The following is a 16682-nucleotide window of genomic DNA, read 5'->3' on the forward strand; positions in this document are numbered from 1 at the left end:
TTGTAGAATAATCATAAAAAGTACCTCCAAACATATGGTACAAACACCCACGAGTCCGGAAAAACCAACCCTATTGATTGAGTTACCATCATCAATTGGGCTACACGTCACCCCAGAACAGTTTACAGCCCTCAGTGCAGTCAACCGCGACTTAAAACTAGAAAGAACCGCCCAAGGAGAGTTAATTGTGAACCCACCCACAGGTTGGGAAACTGGAGCATATAACTGGAGTATTTCCGGTGAATTATATTTTTGGTGGCGTAATTCCAGTGAACCGGGCAAAGCCTTTGATTCTTCTACTGGTTTCATTTTACCCAATGGAGCCACCCGTTCTCCCGATGCTTCTTGGGTTAGTCAAGAACGATGGGATGTACTGACGACGGAACAAAAAGGAACTTTTGCCAATATTTGCCCCGATTTTGTGGTTGAGTTGCGTTCTAGCTCCGATCGGGTTGAGTCCTTGCAAGCTAAGATGGGGGAATATCTGGAGAATGGGGCGAGATTAGGCTGGTTACTCGATCCACAACAGCGACAAGTGGAAATTTACCGACCAGGATTAGGTGTGGAAGTTTTGGATAATCCCGAATCTTTATCCGGTGAGGAAGTTTTACCAGGTTTTATCCTAAGTTTGCGTCGGGTATGGGGTTAATTTTACTATTGACTTATGCCTGCTAGAGATATTTACCATGAAACTGTTAAGGTTTCTTTAATTAAAGATGGTTGGACAATTACTCACGATCCATTACGAATTCGTTTAGCTCGCGGGAAAAATCTTTTTGTTGATTTAGGTGCGAAACGTTTGCTAGCAGCAGAAAGAGGAGTAGAAAAAATTGCTGTTGAGGTGAAGAGTTTTACCCATCCTTCTGACATGAAGGATTTAGAAGAAGCTGTTGGTCAGTTTGTTTTATACGCTCGTTTATTAAAGCGCTATTATTCTGAATAAACTCTCTATTTAGCAATTAGTGAAGATACTAGTAAAAGAGTTTTTGAAGAAGAAGCTGGTCAAATTTTACTGGAGGATGGCATTATTCGTTTATTGACCTTCGATACTGTGAAGGAGGAAATTATCCGATGGATTCCTTAAAGATGAGTTACCGTGACATTATCGCCAAGGTGTTGAGAGATTATGCTGATTTTCTGGGTAATGATGAGGATGTGCAAACAGAATTAGTGTTTGATACAGAACGAGATAGATATCTTTTAGTAGAAACTGGTTGGCAAGATGGTTATCGTATTTATGGAACCTTGTTACATATAGATATTATTGATAATAAACTTTGGATTCAGCATGATGGTACAGAAGAGGGTGTCGCTGTAGATTTAGTTAGTGAGGGAATTCCCAAAGAACAAATTGTTTTAGGTTTTAGAACTCTTGAACAACAAAAATATACGGAGTTTCCAGTTCTGTAATATTATATTTAAATGCAAGTAGAAATTTACCGTCAGTGGCAAGATGTGGAAGTGCGAAATCTGCCGGTAGAATTATCTGGTGAAAATATCTTACCTGGATTTAGCTTGAGTTTATCGATGTTCCTGTAGGTTACCTATTTTTCTGTTGGATTGGCAATCAATTGTTGGATAATCTCAGGATTCACTCAATCCGAAATATTGAATCCCCAATGAGTATGACTCAGGAAAAATGGCTGTCTGTAATTGGTATTGGTGAGGATGGTTTATCTGGGTTAAGCGCGATCGCGGTTTCTCTACTTTCCCAAGCAAGGGTAATTTGTGGTGGCGATCGCCATTTAGCTATGCTCCCACCGCAGGATAAACGGGAAAAAATTCTCTGGTCTTCTCCTCTCAATTCCTCCCTAGAAGCTATTATCCAACGTCGGGGAGAAAAAGTTTGTGTCTTAGCCAGTGGCGATCCTTTGTGCTTTGGTATCGGTGTCACCCTCTCCCGAAAAATACCCATCTCGGAGATGACAATTATACCCACTCCCTCAGCCTTTAGTCTTGCCTGTGCCCGCTTGGGTTGGTCACTCCCAGAGGTGGAAAGCTTGAGTTTATGTGGTCGTCCTGCCGCTCTGCTACAAGCTGCCATTTATCCCGGCGCTAAAATACTGGTATTAAGTGCCGATAGGACTACCCCAGCCACCGTCGCCGATATCTTGACAAAAAGAGGTTATGGTGATAGTAAAATTACCATCCTGGAACGAATGGGAGGTTCCCAAGAACGCATTCTTAGTACCACTGCTGCATCTTTTGAACCGGGGGAGTTAGCAGACTTAAATACCATTGCCGTAGAATGTCTCACCCATGGAGAAGTTTTCCACCTAGCGCGATCGCCAGGATTACCCGACACTGCTTACCACCATGACGGACAATTAACGAAGCGAGAAATCAGAGCAATTACTTTGTCTTCCCTAGCTCCCCTACCAGGGCAATTATTGTGGGATGTGGGAGCAGGATGCGGTTCCATCGGTATTGAATGGATGCGAACCCACCCCCGATGTCAGGCGATCGCCATTGAGCAAAATTCTACTCGTCTCCAACATATCGCTGATAATGCTGCTGCCCTCGGTACACCTAACCTGCAAATTCTCCCTGGTAAAGCTCCCACAGTCTTAGAAAATTTACCTACTGCTGATGCAATTTTTATTGGTGGTGGTATCACCGTACCGAGTCTGTTTGAGTCCTGTTGGCAAGGGTTACGACCCGGTGGGCGTTTAGTTGCTAATGCTGTCACCCTAGAAAGTGAGTATAAAATATTGCAATTGCATCAACAGTATGGCGGAGAATTAACCCGGATATCTGTGCAAAGAACCGCCCCCATCGGTAGTTTTCTGGGATGGAAAACCATGGCTCCTATTACCCATTGGCTAGTAAATAAGTGATGAGGAATAGGAATATTTGGCAAAAATGAGAATTTCTTTTGTTACGAAGGCGATCGCCGCTCTCAAACGCTTACGTGATGACGAGAAATTACGTCAGGCAATGGTTGAAAATGGTTATATTCGTGCTCAAGAAAGAAGTACTAAGTAGGAAGGTGCAATTAAATATAAAACCTTTGTAGGATGAGTTAGCGCAGCGTAACCCATGCATAATAAGACTTTGATGTATTACGGCTACGCCTAACATACCTACCTTTAATTAAACCTAGCTACTTACAATTTAATTCAAAACGAAATCAACATCATCAGTTCCACCCGTTTCTGATTGACCAGAAGTTAATTTATCACCATTAACTTCTACTGCAAAAGGTGTGCTACCAAGATTGATATTATAATCAGTTTTATCACTGGTATATCCGACACTGGCAATTAATTTTCTTCCAGCATCAGTGTAAGAGAAGGCTAACATTTGATTCTTGTTCTGTTTATTGTCATATGCCCAAATCACCATATATTGACTACCTTGATAATCAAAAATTTTCGGTGGACGGTTAGGAACATAACGACCAGCATCACCAAAACTAGCGTCTAAAAAATTCTGCACAGAACTAGCTTCTACGGTAGCATAGGCAACCTCTTCCGGAGAAGTTGCTTCCGCATCACCTTGACTTTCGTCAACAACTTCTTCTTCCCCACGGTTCTTGAAATAATCTACAGCTGCTTTAGTGCCAATTGCACCGACAGTAGCCAATCCTGCACCAACTAATAGGTTGCGAAGTAAGTTACTCATCGTTTCTCCTGATTGCTAAAAAACCCAGTAGTTTATCGTATCACTACTGTTATTTTTTGATAATTATTTGAGATATGGTATTCCTGTTATTTTTCACAAAATTAATCTTCACTTATTCATTTCATAATTATTCTAGACAGAATATATATTTCCTCTCTCTAACATGAAATATATAAATAAAGAAGAATTTTATAAATAATTTAGGATTGCCATAGGTGCATTATTTTAAAATGCCCGCCAGTATTATATATGGAACACAACAATACTAAAAGTTACCTCAAGGATGATGTCTAATCTACCTTTATATGTGTTGATGATAAATTTTTCTTTGTTTTCTTTGTGTCACTAATTCTGCGGCAAACTGAATTGCAGCTTGCATACTTGTGTCATCAGCCATCCCTTGACCAGCAATATCGAAGGCAGTACCGTGGTCTGGGGAAGTTCTCACGAAAGGCAAGCCGATGGAAGTATTTACTGCTCTGTCAAACCCCATTAGTTTTACAGGGATTAAGCCTTGGTCGTGGTAAAGTGCCAAATACGCATCAGCAATATTTGCTATTTGGGAATTCCCATACCAAGCTTGACCAGGTTTTACCCACATAGTATCCGGTGGTATGAAACCATCTAATTGAAAATGGGGATACCTGTCGCGAGCTTTTTCTAACCAAGGAAGTAATATTTCTTGTTCTTCTGTACCTAGTTGCCCTTCTTCCCCACTATGGGGATTCAAACCCGCGATCGTAATCCTTCCCTGAACTATGCCAAAATCTTCCTCTAGGCACTCAATGAGTAAATCTAGCTTTTTGCTCATTAATTCTGGTGTTAGGGTTTGGGGAACCTGTTCTAGGGGGATATGGGTGGTTGCCAACAAACAACGTAACGTCCATCCGGTATGGGGTGATCGCGCCACAAATAACATCCCAAATTTGTCTACACCAGCTTTTTGAGCTAATAACTCTGTCTGCCCCGGATAGTTATATCCTGCTGCCTTCCAGGCTGATTTTGCAATGGGTGCTGTGACGATACCATCAAACTCCCCTGCCAATGTACGGGCGATCGCCTCTTCCATAAAAGCAAAACTTGCCCACCCACTCGCAGCATTTCCCCTCCCCAGAAAAATTTGCTCCTGCACATCCGAGGGAATCGCCACGTTAATTATCGATAACTCCTCTGGATGTCTCAAATTAGACCTGATACTCTCTGGAAAACTTGTATAGTTTTGGATGAGTAAGTCTCGATTACCCAGCACCGTCACATCATAGTCATCTGATATTTTCCTATGGGACAAAGCTTTCAAGATGACCTCTCCCCCAATTCCAGCAGGGTCGCCCTGTGTCAAAATTAATCTAGGTTTGTTTGGGTGATAGGAATCTAATGCCATAGACATGGTAAATATTCCGAATAAATGTTTGAAAAAACCGCATAAGCAGAGTGTAGACGGGGATTTCCACACCCCTACAACCGATACCCTATCCCCCAGGGATTTTGTCATTTACAATAATTTACACGGGTTTAATTTCACCACAATTGCTGTTAAGTTGTGGTAAATCTAGGTTTACATCATTTCATTTACCAAGGAGAAGTAATGGGCGGCGAAATTTTCAATGCAGCAATCTTGCCCTTCAGTTTAATCTTTGTCGGCTGGGCTTTGGGAACTTTATTACTGAAAATTCAAGGTGCGGAAGAAGAATAGCTCTCTCAATCAACAGGCACAAGATTGAGAAGGCAGCTATGCTGGAGATAGAGGACAAACAGAATCTCACAAAGTTACATTCTTAACTGTGAATACCCATCTCCAGAAAAATCTTCTTGTTTCATCAATTAAATATAGGTAGGGTGTTAAACCCTCTTGGCAGAGGGCAAATGAGTTTCCTGATTTCTTTGTGTCTTATACCCTGAGGGAATAGGAATTCACAGAAAGCCCTCTGCTTATCTAAATCTTGTCATTTTTGTCACTCCAAAGTGGAGGGGAGAAACACCATAGCTTGTCTCCCTGTGGAAACCTGCATACCTGTCATCAAAATGTAAATTTTTGTTTACGCAAGACATTCTGTTAAGATTTTATTCATAAAAGTTTACGATTTGTAATAGACCCCCATGACATTATTAATAGTCGGTGCCACTGGCACCTTAGGAAGACAAGTGGTTCGTCGCGCCATCGATGAGGGGTATAAGGTACGCTGTCTGGTTCGCAGTGTCAGAAAAGCTGCATTTCTTAAGGAATGGGGTGCAGAACTTGTGCCTGGAGATTTGTGTTATCCCCAAACACTACAACCTGCCCTAGAAGGTGTGACAGCCATAATTGATGCTGCGACATCTCGTCCTACAGATTCCCAAACTATCAAACAAGTGGATTGGGAAGGAAAAGTATCGTTAATTCAGGCAGCCAAAGCTGCTGGTGTGGAGCGTTATATATTTTTCTCCATACTAGATGCAGATAAATATCCCGAAGTCCCGCTCATGGAAATTAAGCGGTGTACAGAAGCTTTTTTGGCAGAGTCAGGCTTAAATTACACAATTTTACGTCTGGCAGGGTTTATGCAGGGCTTAATTGGGCAGTATGGAATTCCTATCCTAGAAGGGCAACCTGTATGGGTGACAGGGGAATCTTCTCCCATCGCCTATATGGATACTCAAGATATTGCGAAATTTGCCATTCGTGCTTTGAGCATCCCAGAAACTGAAAAGCAAGTTTTTCCCGTTGTGGGAACCCGTCCCTGGAGTGCGGAAGAAATTATTTCCGTTTGCGAACGTCTTTCGGGGAAAGATGCAAGAGTCACCAGAATGCCTATGGGTTTACTACGGGCAATGCGGGGGTTATTACGTTTCTTCCAGTGGGGATGGAATGTTTCTGACAGACTAGCATTTACAGAGGTTTTAGCTAGTGGCAAGTCCCTGAATGCTTCTATGGATGAGGTGTATCAAGTCTTTGGCTTTGATTCTCAGGAAGTTACCACCTTAGAGGTTTACTTACAAGAATACTTCAGTCGGATTATGAAGAAGTTAAGAGAGATAGATTACGAGAAGAACAAGAACAAAAAGAAAAAAGAAAAGAAAACTCCCTTTAAGAAAGTTAATAGTCAGTAGTCATTTGGTCATTAGTCATTAGTGATTGTTGCGGCAGTTGCGGTAGCCTAGTTTCCTGGCTTGCGAATACTCCCAAGTAGATGCTGGGATAAACCTAGGCGGAAGTATCTCTAACTGATAGATATTTTGCTCACAGCCAGTCAGTCAAAAACAAAAAATGACAAATGACACATGACTAGTAACATAATAAAAAAACGTTGCCAAAAGTTTGGATATCTAAGCGTGCCGAAGGTAGGCATTATTTATAACGATGTGAAGCCGATAGCGTGTCGTGCTGCTATCGAACTGGAAGAAAAATTCACCGCCGTCGGTTGGGATGTATGTTTAGCAACTGGTACGGGGGGAATGTTGGGTTACTCAAATCCTAACAGTCCAGTCTGTCATACTCCGATTGAGGGACTCACACCTCCCGGTTTTGATGCTGAGATGCAATTCGCTGTGGTGCTAGGGGGGGATGGTACAGTTTTAGCTGCTGCGCGTCAGGTTGCTCCCTGTGGTATCCCGATGTTCACAGTGAATACTGGTCATATGGGATTTCTCACAGAAGCCTATATGAACCAATTACCCCTAGCGATGGAACAGTTATTGACAGGAGAGTATGAGGTTGAGGAGCGTGTCATGCTCAGTGTCAAGGTGTTCCGTGGGGAATCAACTCTGTGGGAAGCCCTATGCTTGAATGAGATGGTGTTACATCGAGAACCTCTGACTTCGATGTGCCATTTTGAAATTGCTGTGGGGCATCATGCACCTGTGGATATTGCCGCAGATGGTGTGATTGTTTCTACACCGACTGGTTCGACAGCCTATTCTCTCAGTGCTGGGGGTCCTGTAATTACTCCTGGTGTCCCAGTGTTACAACTTGTGCCTATTTGTCCCCATTCCTTAGCTTCCAGGGCGCTGGTTTTCCCCGATCATGAGCCTGTGAATATCTACCCTGTCAATACCTATCGTTTGGTGATGGTGGTGGATGGGAATGGTGGTTGTTATGTTTTACCCCAAGACAGGGTGTATTTAGAGCGATCGCCATACACTGCTCGTTTTATTCGTCTGCAACGACCCGAATTTTTCCGGATCCTGCGGGAAAAACTGGGTTGGGGGTTACCTCATATTGCCAAACCGACATCTGTGGAATTGCCTTGAATCCATAGATTTTTTTGCCAAATTTAGGGTAGGGGGAAAGGGATTTAGGGGATTTCCATAAATTATCTAACTTAACCCCTCATCCTGTTATGACATTGTCAGGTTTTGCAACTTGCTCAATGGGAGCGCTATCATGCCCCCGATTCTGTGATGACTATGAGTTATGACTAATCCCAGGGAAGGGTGTTTTTTCTGAGTCAATTCTTCCCTGTCTCTTTTTATGACTATTAACTAAAAATTAAATTTATTGTCGAATACATATCTCATAGTTAATACTTGTACGTGAACTTGGTAGAAAATACTTCCGAGCAGGGTTTTTCGATTCATAATTCGGTTACAGGGCAATTTCTCACAGTATTCAGTATTTAATACCTGCGACAGATAAGGACACTTTGTCCCTTAAATTCTCGTCCCCTCCTACCAAGCTGAATTTTTCAGCATCATACTTACCTCATCTGAGTCAACTGTATCTTAATGAGTAAGTCGCAAACTGAGCATTTCTAATTTGGGATTTTTAATTACCTATGGCACTGACTTCTAACCCTTGTGTGTTGGTTATTGAAAGTGATGATAGTTTGGCGAGTCAAATTGCTGGTGATTTAAAAGAAGCTGGTTACGAAGCTTTAATGGCTCAAGACGGAATTAATGGTTTGCAATATTGTCGCGATCGCCAACCTTCTCTAGTGGTGATTGACCGGATGTTAGCAGGAGAATCAGGATTATCTCTCTGTAAAAACCTTCGTAGTACAGGTACGCGATCGCCTGTTCTTGTGTTGATGGCAAGGGATACAGTTGATGATCGCATAGCTTGTCTGGAAGCTGGTGCTGATGATTACTTCCTCAAACCTTACCGTTCGGAAGAATTTCTCAATCGAGTCCGTCTGTACCTCAAACCAGATACTGACACCAGCGAACAACTCCGTTTTAGTGATTTAATCCTTGACATTGCCACCCGTCGCGCTATCCTTAACGGACGGGCGATCGACTTAACCATGAAGGAATTTGAATTACTCAAGTACTTAATGGAACATCCCCGCGAGGTTCTTACCCGTGAACAAATTCTGGAAAACGTTTGGGGATACGATTTTATGGGTGAATCGAATGTGATTGAAGTGTATATTCGTTATCTCCGTCTGAAAATCGAAGACGAGGGGCAAAAACGCCTGATTCAAACAGTGCGTGGCGTGGGTTATGTCCTACGGGAGTCCTAAGTTTTTCCCTAGAAGGGTGAAGAGAAGGGAGAAAGTAAATTAGCCACTGTTCCGAAATCAGCTATGAGTTATCAGTCAATGACCACAAATTTCTTTTCCTGGCAAAATTTATTCTCTGCTTTACTAGGTATATTCCTGATTAGCTGCTCGACCTCCACAGCTAATCCTCCCAGTGTGTCCCCTAGTTCACCCCCACCAGCATTGAATACAAATTTAGGGCAACAATTGCCTATTACCGCCCAAGCTATTCTTCCTGACAGCACCAAGATTGATTTGGAAGTGGCAAGCACCTCGGAGCAGCAAGCCATGGGGCTGATGTATCGACCAGCACTACCGCCTAATCGGGGAATGCTTTTTCCCTTTGGTTCTCCCCGACCGGTCAGTTTCTGGATGAAAAATGTCCCCGTATCCCTAGACATGGTTTTTCTCCGTGATGGTGTAATCCAGGCGATCGCCAGCAATGTCCCCCCCTGTACCCAAGAACCTTGCCCTACCTACGGTCCTCAAACAACTATCGACCAAGTTATAGAACTACGGGCTGGACGTGCTAGTGAATTGCACCTCAAATCTGGTGAACGTATCAAAATTATTTTTCTAAATTCCGGTAATTCACGTAAATAAAATGCTACAAGTTAAGTTTATTATGGATATTTTCATGACAAATATTTTGGTACTGTAACAAAAAATGCATTGATATTAGTATATTTATCGCTTCCTAGGTAATGTATGATATATTACCATTTACGTAAAAAAATCTTCCATCCCTTCCGGAAAAGATTGTTTGCGAAGTAACCAAAATCTATCTTTTGGCGTACGTGTAAATCAGCACTGATCGGAGATGATTAAGCAATGGAATTCTCCTTATTTGTTGTGTAGTTAACTCAACGCTGTTAAGGATGTTGTCCCGATTTGCTCAGGAGCAGTGCTATTCGTTTTGCCAACAGAAAAATGTATTGCATTGTACATTTTCTGGTTCTCGTCAAAGAATAAATTTTTCTTAGGGAAATTTACTCACAGGTGACAAATTAGCTACTATCTACTGAAAAGGCAAATTATACAATGAAAGAAAAAACTACCGAAGGAGGTGAGACAAAAATGTCACCATCAAGTTACTCGCGACTGATTAATTTTTTACAGGAAGAAATGGCGATATCTACAGCTTCCATTGCTGTAGCACTGCGTCATAGTCAACAGGATCCAGGTCCATTGCCGATGATTCTTTGGCAGTATGGTTTAATAACCCTGGATCAGCTAGAACAGATATATGACTGGCTAGAAACGGTTTAGTTATCCTAGAGACTTAACGTGAAGCCAATGCAAAATTTACAATAATCTAAATTAAGCATTTTCAGAATATTTGATGATAACTTTATTTCAGTGATACGATACCGTGAATTTTCAACTGGTCATTAATTACACAAAATATTTTTTCATTCAAAATTTCTAAACATATATTCTGTTCAACTTCGATAGATGTTTCGGCTTTTTATAGTCAATCTATTATGTTGTCTATCGATAAGCTATCGCCTTATCCCCTATTGTTATCCGGAATATTTTCAGGAAATACAATCAAATAAAATGTGAAGAACGGGTTAATTAATTAGCCCGTTTTTACTTTATTCAGCTAAAATCTCAACACCAGTCTATGGTATTACTCAGGTCTAGCCAACTTTCCCGCATTACAATGATTTAATGACCATCGATGGTCAACAGAAACAGAAGAAAATTGACAAACTTCCTCTAAATGTTTTTGCTGAACAGCAGCTTTTCTCAGGGTAATTATCAACTGATTCACCTGATGTCTCAAATTAGGGTTTTGATTAACTGCTGACATTGTTTGTTTTTCTAAAAGTTGCAGTAAAAGTTCGTAGTGAACAGGAGAAGGTAGGGGTATTTGCTCCATGAAGTTCATATGAGATTAATAATGGTGTGTATTTGTTATTACATGAATTGTTACATAGGCAAGGGAGATTTGGTTAAAGTCAAGATTAGGTTGAGAATGAAGATTTAGCAAAGAGATTGGCAATCCCCGCACCAGGAACAGGTAATTTTACTAGGGATTCACCAATTAACACAGCTCCAGCACCTCCTTGCTCTACTAAATGTAAATCATCAGCAGTATGTAATCCTGATTCACTGACTACTAAAATGTTCCGCTTGCGTAATTCTTCTCCTCTCGCGGCTAATATTTGGCAGGTTGTCTGTAAGTCAACAGAGAAATCTTGTAGATTCCGGTTATTAATTCCTACTAAAGAAACACCATCAATTACTAATACTCTATCTAATTCTTCTAGAGTATGCACCTCAATTAAGACTGCCATCTGTAGAGACTTGGCAACTTTGATAAAATATTCTAATTCCTTATCGCTGAGAATAGCTGCAATCAGTAAGACTGCGTCAGCTCCGTGTACCCTTGCCAAACACATTTGATAAGGAGATATAATAAATTCTTTACAAAGCAAGGGCAAATCAACGGCTGCACGGATTTTCTCTAAGTTTGTAAAGCTACCTTGAAAGAATTTCTCGTCCGTTAATACAGACAAGCAACTTGCTCCACCTTCTGCGTAGCTAAGAGCGATCGCGACTGGTTCAAAATCTTCCCGGAGAACTCCTTTACTCGGAGAGGCTTTTTTTACCTCTGCAATTAAAGCCGGTTGTGTTTTCCCTTGACGTAAAGCGGCGACAAAATCATGGGTGGGTGGGAGAGTCAATAATTTTTTTTGCAATTCTCTGAGGGGAGTTTTCTCCCGCATTTGTTCCACTTCCTGCTCTTTATGCCAGACAATTTCTTCCAAGATATGTTTTGGTTCTGAATCAGGCATGGGAACCTGATATTTTAATATGGATACCGAAACAGCAGGGTTAGGGGGACGACGACGAATTTGCATATCTGTGGAATTCTGGTTGATGAGTAAAGGGAAAGTAACAGGGAAAATCTCTCAATCTGTATTTTCCCTGGGTTCGGGTGTATTTTTTCCACAAATGGAAAGAAAATATACAACAAACAGTTTGCTGAATATCTAAAGAATTCAAGAGTGAAGTAAGTTCACTCACATCTTGGAGAGTTACACACCCACTGCTCGCTTATAAGCTTCGTCCAGAACTTCTGAAAGGGTAGGATGGGCATGGACGAGGTGTGCTAGCTTGTGGACAGATTCGCGGTTAGCGATCGCCGCCGAAGCTTCATGGATAATATCGGAGGCGTGTAAGCCGAAAATATGAACACCGAGCAATTCTCCAGTGTCTTTGCGGTAAATCACCTTAGTTATACCGTCAACCTCCCCTTCTGCTAAAGCTTTGGAATTACCTTTGAAGTAACTTTTTGCCACTGCCACTTCAAAACCCTCTGCCGTCGCTTTTTCCTGAGCTTGTGTTTCTGTCATCCCCACATAGCTAATTTCCGGGTGGGTAAAAGCAGCAGCAGGAATACTCTGATAGTCAACTTCTTTATTTCTGCCACAGATATTTTCCACAGCCACGATACCCTGGGCAGAAGCTGCGTGTGCCAGCATCATCTTACCAGTGGCATCACCGATCGCCCAAAGATGGGGGACAACTTCACCACCACTCAACACAGCCATGTGATCGTTCACCGGGATAAAATTGCGGCGATCTAGTTCTACACTGACTGACTCTAATCCTAGGTTTTTGGTGGCGGGAATTCTGCCTGTTGCCACGAAGCAAGCATCTACTTCTAGAACTGCCACATCTTCCTTGGTTTTAAAGTTAGCTAACTCAATCACTACCGGAGAGCCGGGAATCACCCTTTTAGCGTAGATACCTACGTAGGTTTCAATATCACGAGGAGTAATTAATACTCGTTCAGCTAGCTTGGCAATATCTCGGTCAAACCCTGGCATCAATTGATCCAAGGCTTCAATCATGGTAATTTCACAGCCTAAAGCTGAGTAAACATCGGAAAATTCCAAGCCAATGTAGCCACTACCGATAATCGCAATCCAGTTGGGCAACCATTCCAACTTCACGCCCTGGTCACTGGTAAATACGGTTTTACCATCAACTTCCACCCCTGGGGGCACAAAGGGTACGGAACCAGGAGAGAGGATAATATCCTTGGCGGTGATAGTTTTTTCTCCACTGTCTGTGGTTACAGAGACTTTTTGGGTACCAGTAACTTTGCCCCAACCTCGGATAATATCGACTCCCAGACGTTTAAGACTGTTAGTTAAATCACCTTGAATTTTTGCCGCCAAATTGTTTGCATGGTTGGCGATCGCTTGGCGATCAAACTGCACGTTCTGAATTTGAATTCCTAAAGTCTGTAAGTGGTGAGCATTACGCAACTCTCGCACACGTCCAGAAGCCGCAAGGAGCGCTTTAGAAGGAACACAACCTCTGTTGACACAGGTTCCCCCCATATCGGCAGCTTCGATGATTGCTGTTTTCAAACCACAGCCAACAGCGTGTAAAGCAGCGCCATGTCCACCTACACCAGCGCCAATAATCACTAAGTCGTAATCAAATCCCTGAGTCACGTTCATTTCCCCGTGTACTTTGCCCTATAAATTTTTCACTGACCAGAGAATACGCGAAACAGAGGCAGAACTGATGACACGGTGAGCTAGCTGTCTGTGAGATATTTCCCTTGTCTCTAATTTCCCCTATTCCTTCTTCCCTTCAACGAGTAATCAGTGTCAGTTACTTTATTGTAAAGGTTGGCGAAATCAAAATGATGATTTAAGCTACCAGGAATTAATCATAGATTCTCATGATATTAAAAAGTGCTTTAAATTACTCAGTAGTCTATATCAAGAAATTTCATAGCATACTAGAGTGAATTTGACACCAAAAAAAAGCCCCTACCTGAAAGTAGGAGCAGATTAATTAATTGTCAGTGATACAAAAAAATCTAGTCGATATCTGGCATTGACATTGCTGGTTCGTTTTCACGGTCAATACCTTTTTCAAAACCACCAGCAGCAGCACGAGCGCGACCCGCGTGCCACAAGTGACCAACTAGGAAGAAGAAACCTAACACAAAGTGAGAGGTAGACAACCACGCACGTGGAGAAACGTAGTTGAAAGAGTTAATTTCAGTTGCCACACCACCTACGGAGTTCAAAGAACCCAGGGGAGCGTGAGTCATGTATTCAGCAGCGCGACGAGCTTGCCAAGGCTGAATATCATTTTTAATCTTGTCAAGATCCAAACCATTAGGACCACGTAGAGGCTCTAACCAAGGACCACGGAAATCCCAGAAACGCATGGTTTCACCACCGAAGATGATTTCACCAGTAGGAGAGCGCATCAAGTATTTACCCAAACCTGTGGGACCTTGAGCAGAACCAACGTTAGCACCTAAGCGTTGGTCACGAATCAAGAAAGTTAAAGCTTGTGCTTGGGAAGCTTCAGGACCTGTGGGACCGAAGAATTCGCTAGGATACACAGTGTTGTTGTACCAAACCATAACGGAAGCAATAAAGCCCATCATGGATAAAGCACCCAAACTGTAGGACAAATATGCTTCACCAGACCAGATGAAAGCACGACGTGCCCAAGCAAAGGGTTTGGTGAAAATGTGCCAAATACCACCAGAAATACAGATGACGGCGATCCAAATATGACCACCAACAACGTCTTCTAGGTTATCAACACTGATAATCCAACCTTCGCCACCAAAGGGAGCTTTAATTAAATAACCAAAGATGGTAGCAGGGTTTAAGGTGGGGTTAGTAATCACACGAACATCACCGCCACCGGGTGCCCAGGTGTCATACAAACCACCAAAGAACATAGCTTTCAATACCAACAACAGGGCACCACAACCCAAGATAATGAGGTGGAAACCAATAATGTTGGTCATCTTGTTCTTATCTTTCCAGTCATAACCAAAGAAAGAGGAGTACTCTTCTAAGGTTTCTGGACCACGGACAGCATGGTAAATACCACCGAAACCGAGTACAGCCGAGGAAATGATATGCAATACACCAACTACGAAGTAAGGGAAGGTGTCAATCACTTCACCACCAGTACCTACACCCCAACCGAGGGTAGCGATGTGAGGTAGAAGGATTAAACCTTGTTCGTACATAGGCTTTTCTGGGATAAAGTGAGCGACCTCAAACAAGGTCATAGCTCCAGCCCAGAAAACAATCAAACCAGCATGGGCTACGTGTGCGCCCAGCAATTTTCCAGAAAGGTTGATCAGACGAGCGTTACCAGACCACCAGGCAAAGCCGGAAGACTCTTGGTCACGTCCGCCACCCACCATATTAGTTCTAGAGAGCGTTACCACGAGGTAATACCTCCTCAGGGAATACAAATTTCTCGTGAGGCTGATCTTGAGGAGCCATCCAAGCGCGGATACCCTCGTTCAGCAAAATGTTTTTGGTATAGAAAGTTTCAAACTCAGGGTCTTCTGCTGCCCGTAATTCTTGGGAAACGAAGTCATAAGCTCGCAGGTTTAATGCCAAACCAACGATACCAATGGCTGCCATCCACAATCCGGTCACAGGGACAAATAGCATGAAGAAGTGTAACCAACGCTTGTTGGAGAAAGCAATCCCGAATATCTGAGACCAGAAACGGTTTGCAGTCACCATGGAGTAGGTTTCTTCTGCTTGGGTGGGGTTGAAAGCTCGGAAGGTGTTGGATGCTTCACCGTCTTCAAACAGGGTGTTTTCGACTGTTGCACCGTGAATCGCACATAATAGCGCTCCACCTAGTACACCAGCTACTCCCATCATGTGGAAGGGGTTGAGGGTGAAGTTGTGGAATCCTTGTACGAACAGGATGAAACGGAAAATTCCCGCTACTCCTAAGCTGGGTGCAAAGAACCAGCTTGATTGTCCCAAGGGGTACATCAAAAATACGCTGACGAAAACCGCAATGGGTGCAGAGAAGGCGATGGCGTTGTAGGGACGGATACCGACTAAACGGGAAATTTCAAACTGACGCAGCATGAACCCGATAAGTGCGAAAGCTCCGTGGAGAGCTACGAAGGGCCAAAGTCCTCCTAATTGGAACCAGCGAGTAAAGTCTCCTTGAGCCTCTGGTCCCCAGAGTAACAATAGGGAGTGTCCTAAACTGTCTGCTGGTGTGGATACTGCTACTGTCAGGAAGTTACATCCTTCCAGGTAGCTGGATGCTAGTCCATGGGTGTACCACGAACTCACGAAGGTGGTGCCAGTCATCCAGCCCCCGATTGCTAGGAAAGCACAGGGGAATAATAGGATACCTGACCAGCCGACGAAGACGAAGCGATCGCGCTTGAGCCAGTCGTCTAGTACGTCAAACCACCCTCTACTGGGGGCGCGTCCTACTGCGATGGTCATCGAACTAAAATCCTCTTGTTTACTAAAAAATTGCAACGTTTTTAAGGCAGTGCTTTGGCGGAGTCACCACTGGCGTGCAAATGCCATGAGGAATAAACGTTTGTTTTGACACTTGTACTTCAGTTGCCTGCCTAGGCTATTGAATTTATGAGAAACTGCAATACCAAAAAAGGGTTGCTCTCATCGGAGTGCCAAAAAACTCACCATTAGCTAGATAATTTAACGCATGATGAATTAATGATTCTTAACTTATCACATTGTTAGGGCTTTGTGCCCGATTTGTAAGAGTCAATCTAGTATTTTGCCCTAACGCCTTACCTATGAT

Annotated in this window: 17 protein-coding genes and 2 pseudogenes; 12 read left to right on the forward strand and 7 right to left on the reverse strand. The window is 42.8% G+C overall.

The genetic code is table 11. The annotated features are described in order from the left end of the window. The first annotated feature begins 34 nt into the window (after nt 1-34). The 6 genes and pseudogenes from IJ00_RS25440 (at nt 35) to IJ00_RS30035 (ending at nt 2985) form a co-directional block, all read left to right on the forward strand. Nucleotides 35-649: a Uma2 family endonuclease gene (locus IJ00_RS25440; RefSeq protein WP_035158084.1), complete on the forward strand. Its 615-nt coding sequence runs from the start codon at nt 35-37 to the stop codon at nt 647-649. A 15-nt stretch (nt 650-664) separates the two neighbouring features. Then, a pseudogene (locus IJ00_RS25445) lies at nt 665-1084 on the forward strand (XisH family protein). Next, a complete protein-coding gene (locus IJ00_RS25450) occupies nt 1072-1410 on the forward strand; it encodes a XisI protein (RefSeq protein ID WP_035158085.1) in 339 nt (112 codons plus the stop codon). The pseudogene IJ00_RS25445 and the gene IJ00_RS25450 overlap by 13 nt, the downstream one beginning before the upstream one ends. A 15-nt stretch (nt 1411-1425) precedes the next feature. Then, nucleotides 1426-1539 (forward strand): annotated as a pseudogene (locus tag IJ00_RS28550) (Uma2 family endonuclease); the annotation flags it as partial. A gap of 86 nt (nt 1540-1625) precedes the next feature. Next, a complete protein-coding gene (locus IJ00_RS25455) occupies nt 1626-2837 on the forward strand; it encodes a bifunctional cobalt-precorrin-7 (C(5))-methyltransferase/cobalt-precorrin-6B (C(15))-methyltransferase (RefSeq protein ID WP_035159636.1) in 1212 nt (403 codons plus the stop codon). 25 nt (nt 2838-2862) lie between these two features. Continuing rightward, the gene (locus IJ00_RS30035) at nt 2863-2985 is read left to right on the forward strand and encodes a hypothetical protein (protein ID WP_256388829.1); all 123 of its coding nucleotides are present in this window, start codon (nt 2863-2865) and stop codon (nt 2983-2985) included. 129 nt (nt 2986-3114) lie between these two features. Here the strand turns inward: IJ00_RS30035 and IJ00_RS25460 are convergent, their stop codons facing one another. Together IJ00_RS25460 and pdxA are read right to left on the reverse strand one after the other, a co-directional pair. Further along, complete coding sequence (locus IJ00_RS25460; protein WP_035158086.1) at nt 3115-3624, reverse strand: hypothetical protein; 510 nt, start codon at nt 3622-3624, stop codon at nt 3115-3117. Between the two features lie 301 nt (nt 3625-3925). Next, the gene (pdxA, locus tag IJ00_RS25465) at nt 3926-5011 is read right to left on the reverse strand and encodes a 4-hydroxythreonine-4-phosphate dehydrogenase PdxA (protein ID WP_035158087.1); all 1086 of its coding nucleotides are present in this window, start codon (nt 5009-5011) and stop codon (nt 3926-3928) included. Nucleotides 5012-5209: 198 nt separating this feature from the next. Here pdxA and IJ00_RS25470 point away from each other — a divergent pair, with 198 nt between their 5' ends. The 6 genes from IJ00_RS25470 (at nt 5210) to IJ00_RS25495 (ending at nt 10349) form a co-directional block, all read left to right on the forward strand. After that, nucleotides 5210-5317 (forward strand): PetM family cytochrome b6-f complex subunit 7, encoded by a 108-nt coding sequence (locus tag IJ00_RS25470; RefSeq protein WP_035158088.1) that lies wholly within the window; start codon nt 5210-5212, stop codon nt 5315-5317. A 404-nt stretch (nt 5318-5721) separates the two neighbouring features. Then, complete coding sequence (locus IJ00_RS25475; RefSeq protein WP_035158089.1) at nt 5722-6711, forward strand: SDR family oxidoreductase; 990 nt, start codon at nt 5722-5724, stop codon at nt 6709-6711. A 222-nt stretch (nt 6712-6933) separates the two neighbouring features. After that, on the forward strand, nt 6934-7851 hold the full coding sequence (locus IJ00_RS25480; RefSeq protein ID WP_035158090.1) for an NAD(+) kinase: 918 nt from the start codon (nt 6934-6936) through the stop codon (nt 7849-7851). A gap of 524 nt (nt 7852-8375) precedes the next feature. Continuing rightward, complete coding sequence (nblR, locus tag IJ00_RS25485; protein WP_035158091.1) at nt 8376-9062, forward strand: response regulator transcription factor NblR; 687 nt, start codon at nt 8376-8378, stop codon at nt 9060-9062. Nucleotides 9063-9125: 63 nt separating this feature from the next. Further along, nucleotides 9126-9683 (forward strand): DUF192 domain-containing protein, encoded by a 558-nt coding sequence (locus tag IJ00_RS25490; protein WP_238178395.1) that lies wholly within the window; start codon nt 9126-9128, stop codon nt 9681-9683. Between the two features lie 438 nt (nt 9684-10121). After that, on the forward strand, nt 10122-10349 hold the full coding sequence (locus tag IJ00_RS25495; RefSeq protein WP_035158092.1) for a DUF2949 domain-containing protein: 228 nt from the start codon (nt 10122-10124) through the stop codon (nt 10347-10349). 364 nt (nt 10350-10713) lie between these two features. Here the strand turns inward: IJ00_RS25495 and IJ00_RS25500 are convergent, their stop codons facing one another. The 5 genes from IJ00_RS25500 to psbD form a co-directional block, all read right to left on the reverse strand. Beyond that, on the reverse strand, nt 10714-10965 hold the full coding sequence (locus tag IJ00_RS25500; RefSeq protein WP_035158093.1) for a DUF5340 domain-containing protein: 252 nt from the start codon (nt 10963-10965) through the stop codon (nt 10714-10716). Nucleotides 10966-11050: 85 nt separating this feature from the next. Further along, the gene (trpC, locus tag IJ00_RS25505; RefSeq protein WP_035158094.1) at nt 11051-11950 is read right to left on the reverse strand and encodes an indole-3-glycerol phosphate synthase TrpC; all 900 of its coding nucleotides are present in this window, start codon (nt 11948-11950) and stop codon (nt 11051-11053) included. A gap of 177 nt (nt 11951-12127) precedes the next feature. Continuing rightward, nucleotides 12128-13558 (reverse strand): dihydrolipoyl dehydrogenase, encoded by a 1431-nt coding sequence (gene lpdA, locus IJ00_RS25510; RefSeq protein WP_035159642.1) that lies wholly within the window; start codon nt 13556-13558, stop codon nt 12128-12130. Nucleotides 13559-13932: 374 nt separating this feature from the next. Beyond that, nucleotides 13933-15318 (reverse strand): photosystem II reaction center protein CP43, encoded by a 1386-nt coding sequence (gene psbC / locus IJ00_RS25515; protein WP_035158095.1) that lies wholly within the window; start codon nt 15316-15318, stop codon nt 13933-13935. After that, a complete protein-coding gene (psbD, locus tag IJ00_RS25520; protein ID WP_035151131.1) occupies nt 15302-16357 on the reverse strand; it encodes a photosystem II D2 protein (photosystem q(a) protein) in 1056 nt (351 codons plus the stop codon). The genes psbC and psbD overlap by 17 nt, the downstream gene beginning before the upstream one ends. Nucleotides 16358-16682: the final 325 nt, after the last annotated feature.

It is taken from the genome of Calothrix sp. 336/3, from assembly GCF_000734895.2.
Lineage (GTDB): Bacteria > Cyanobacteriota > Cyanobacteriia > Cyanobacteriales > Nostocaceae > 336-3.